We start from the raw sequence: 3829 nt of genomic DNA, 5'->3' as shown, positions 1-3829 counted from the left end.
TTCGGGACGGGTGAGGATTGAAACCTTGTCCTGCATAGGCAGGATGAGCTGCTTGTATAATAGCACCCGTCCTTCGGGACGGGTGAGGATTGAAACATAGCTTCAATCTCCGTTGGATACTCCCAAGCATAAATAGCACCCGTCCTTCGGGACGGGTGAGGATTGAAACATTGCACCGTTGCCAGATTGTGCCAGAACCAGTATATAGCACCCGTCCTTCGGGACGGGTGAGGATTGAAACACTATGGCTTATCGTCAGGAGTTAATGGATCAAGAGATAGCACCCGTCCTTCGGGACGGGTGAGGATTGAAACTTATTAGATCTACACCTACCTCCTTGTTAAAGTAAATAGCACCCGTCCTTCGGGACGGGTGAGGATTGAAACATACCTATATGTATGACATATTTCAGGAGCTTTGTATAGCACCCGTCCTTCGGGACGGGTGAGGATTGAAACTGGTTATGGATTAATGAAACAAAGAGCAAGAACACATAGCACCCGTCCTTCGGGACGGGTGAGGATTGAAACTCCGAGGGATATTGTTGATTCAACTGTTCGTCGGGATAGCACCCGTCCTTCGGGACGGGTGAGGATTGAAACCCTATTATTGGCACAACCTGTATAATAGTGTATTCATAGCACCCGTCCTTCGGGACGGGTGAGGATTGAAACCCTTTATCCACAGTATCTTCCTTAACGCGTCTTGTAATAGCACCCGTCCTTCGGGACGGGTGAGGATTGAAACATTTGTTACCCAACCGCCTACGTATTTCATTTTGTATAGCACCCGTCCTTCGGGACGGGTGAGGATTGAAACAAAAGACCAATTGCGACCTTCTCAGCATCTAACAAATAGCACCCGTCCTTCGGGACGGGTGAGGATTGAAACAAGAGACCAATTGCGACCTTCTCAGCATCTAACAAATAGCACCCGTCCTTCGGGACGGGTGAGGATTGAAACTCGATAATCTCCTGGGGTGTGGTTAGCGTCAACACCATAGCACCCGTCCTTCGGGACGGGTGAGGATTGAAACCCGAACCAGCAGTAAAGCCCACAGTGGCAGAGATGGATAGCACCCGTCCTTCGGGACGGGTGAGGATTGAAACCTATACCAACTATTAACTATAATCGGGTGGCCATATATAGCACCCGTCCTTCGGGACGGGTGAGGATTGAAACTGCCATTTTGCCGTTCCAACAGACTTAACACCCTTATAGCACCCGTCCTTCGGGACGGGTGAGGATTGAAACTACACTATTGCGAAGCATTACAAAGATCCTTAAAATAGCACCCGTCCTTCGGGACGGGTGAGGATTGAAACTAAGATGTTTTAAAGCATTATATGTAATAATTCAATAGCACCCGTCCTTCGGGACGGGTGAGGATTGAAACCTGAGCCAATAGCTCTTGCCGATACGCCAGCACTAATAGCACCCGTCCTTCGGGACGGGTGAGGATTGAAACTTATTTTGCCTCTATAAGGATACAACTTGGGCGTTGATAGCACCCGTCCTTCGGGACGGGTGAGGATTGAAACTTTTTGATCTTTGCTGATTGGCTCATACTTAACATTAATAGCACCCGTCCTTCGGGACGGGTGAGGATTGAAACAAATAAGGGGGGCAAAATGAACTTAAATGAAATGATATAGCACCCGTCCTTCGGGACGGGTGAGGATTGAAACAGACCTAAGACCAAGCCCTTGCCGCCCTCTACTTGTATAGCACCCGTCCTTCGGGACGGGTGAGGATTGAAACTTGTCCTGTATATGCAGGATGTGCTGCCTGTTGTTGATAGCACCCGTCCTTCGGGACGGGTGAGGATTGAAACTTATTAATCTTTATTGATTAGCTCCTATGTTACATAGCACCCGTCCTTCGGGACGGGTGAGGATTGAAACCCAGTGGCATTCATTACAACGTTGCCAGATTGTGCCAATAGCACCCGTCCTTCGGGACGGGTGAGGATTGAAACACCACTAGAAAGCTGGACTACTAAATAAGAGGACAATAGCACCCGTCCTTCGGGACGGGTGAGGATTGAAACTCAATGCCCAATGTGTAAATCATCGGTGGAAGCCGTATAGCACCCGTCCTTCGGGACGGGTGAGGATTGAAACTATTCCATCAACTCCAGCCAGGGTGGGAGCTGTAATAGCACCCGTCCTTCGGGACGGGTGAGGATTGAAACGTTCGATATTGTTTATTGTATGCCTTAACTTCTATAGCACCCGTCCTTCGGGACGGGTGAGGATTGAAACTCTAAGTCGGGTAAAAGCAATCTGATTGCTACTACAGCATAGCACCCGTCCTTCGGGACGGGTGAGGATTGAAACATATCGGGGAAGGCGCGATGGTGCCCCCAGACGCCATAGCACCCGTCCTTCGGGACGGGTGAGGATTGAAACTATTACTACACCCGGCGACACATCAAAGGGCAATTATAGCACCCGTCCTTCGGGACGGGTGAGGATTGAAACCAGGATATAGCTCAATTAGGCTTTGCGGGTGGTAATAGCACCCGTCCTTCGGGACGGGTGAGGATTGAAACGCCGGGTTATTTGTTATCCCTGCACTTACACACAACATAGCACCCGTCCTTCGGGACGGGTGAGGATTGAAACCTAATCGGATAGACCCAGAGTATTTGCCTGAGATATAGCACCCGTCCTTCGGGACGGGTGAGGATTGAAACGATGGATTTGACGGCTCGTATACGTTATGGACACTATAGCACCCGTCCTTCGGGACGGGTGAGGATTGAAACCACACAGATTGAGGCAGTGGATTCTGATATTGTCCATAGCACCCGTCCTTCGGGACGGGTGAGGATTGAAACAAGTGCATCTTGTAATTCAGCCTCAGCTATTAACATAGCACCCGTCCTTCGGGACGGGTGAGGATTGAAACTTTCCCTTACATCTTAATACTACCACATTTATTTATAGCACCCGTCCTTCGGGACGGGTGCTATTTCTATAGTCACAAGTTCAATAAACAAGTGCAACACTTAGAATAAAATGTTATATTCTGAGTGTTATGAAAACAAAAAGATATACTCAGCTCTCCAGCGAAGAGAGAGGCAAAATTAAGATGGACCAGGCAACATTTTATTGACCTTAACAAAGAATTAAAAGAAGCAGTGTTTAAACAGGAATATATCTTTCACTTCTTGAGTCCAAATAGTTATTCTGAGTTTTTTGAATATCTAAAAGACGGAAGATTGATAATTGGTGCATTCAGGAGTGACCTTGAAGATAAATTGGAAGTTAATGGTAAACTTCCTTAATGTTGGGCTTTTAATAAAAAGTTGGTAAGGAGACGGTACGATATATAAAAATATAATTTTAGCCTCTAAGTCACCACGCCGCAAAGAACTCCTTGCTCAAATCATTCCTGAGACAGATTTTATTGTCATTGGGAGCGATATTTCTGAGGAAATATTTCCTGGTGAGGATGCAGAATCTTACTCTATCCGCATAGCAGAGGAGAAGGCAAGGAATATTATTGTCCGACACCAAGAAATGATAGGGAACTCATCTGTGGTCATTGGTGCTGATACCGTAGTATCATTGGATAATGAGATAATTAGGCAGCCAAAAGATAATGCCGATGCTAAGAGGATATTGAAAAAATTAAGCCAAAGATGCCATACAGTCATAACTGGGGTGGTAATAATAAAAGAAGTGTAATACCAAAATGAAAATGTCCTAATCTGGCAAAATGAAAATGTCCTGTTTAAGGATGTAAAATATCCCTCAAAAAAGGAGGGAGAAATGGAAGAAAAGGACATTTTCGAAATGAGCAAAAAAGAGTGGGCAAGATT

Annotated in this window: 1 protein-coding gene and 1 CRISPR repeat array; the gene reads left to right on the top strand. The window is 46.4% G+C overall.

All coding sequences use genetic code 11. The features are described 5' to 3' along the window. Positions 1 to 59: 59 nt before the first annotated feature. Positions 60 to 2984: a CRISPR direct-repeat array (repeat unit 37 nt; unit sequence ATAGCACCCGTCCTTCGGGACGGGTGAGGATTGAAAC). A 348-nt stretch (positions 2985 to 3332) separates the two neighbouring features. Further along, positions 3333 to 3695 carry a Maf family protein gene (locus KJ849_08190; GenBank protein MBU2600537.1) on the top strand — a complete coding sequence of 121 codons (363 nt, stop codon included), beginning with the start codon at positions 3333 to 3335 and terminating at the stop codon, positions 3693 to 3695. Positions 3696 to 3829 lie beyond the last annotated feature (134 nt).

This window comes from bacterium (assembly GCA_018830565.1).
Taxonomy (GTDB): domain Bacteria; phylum UBA9089; class JAHJRX01; order JAHJRX01; family JAHJRX01; genus JAHJRX01.
The sequence above is the reverse complement of the archived record's forward strand: the minus strand, read 5'-3'. Positions and strand labels throughout refer to the sequence as shown.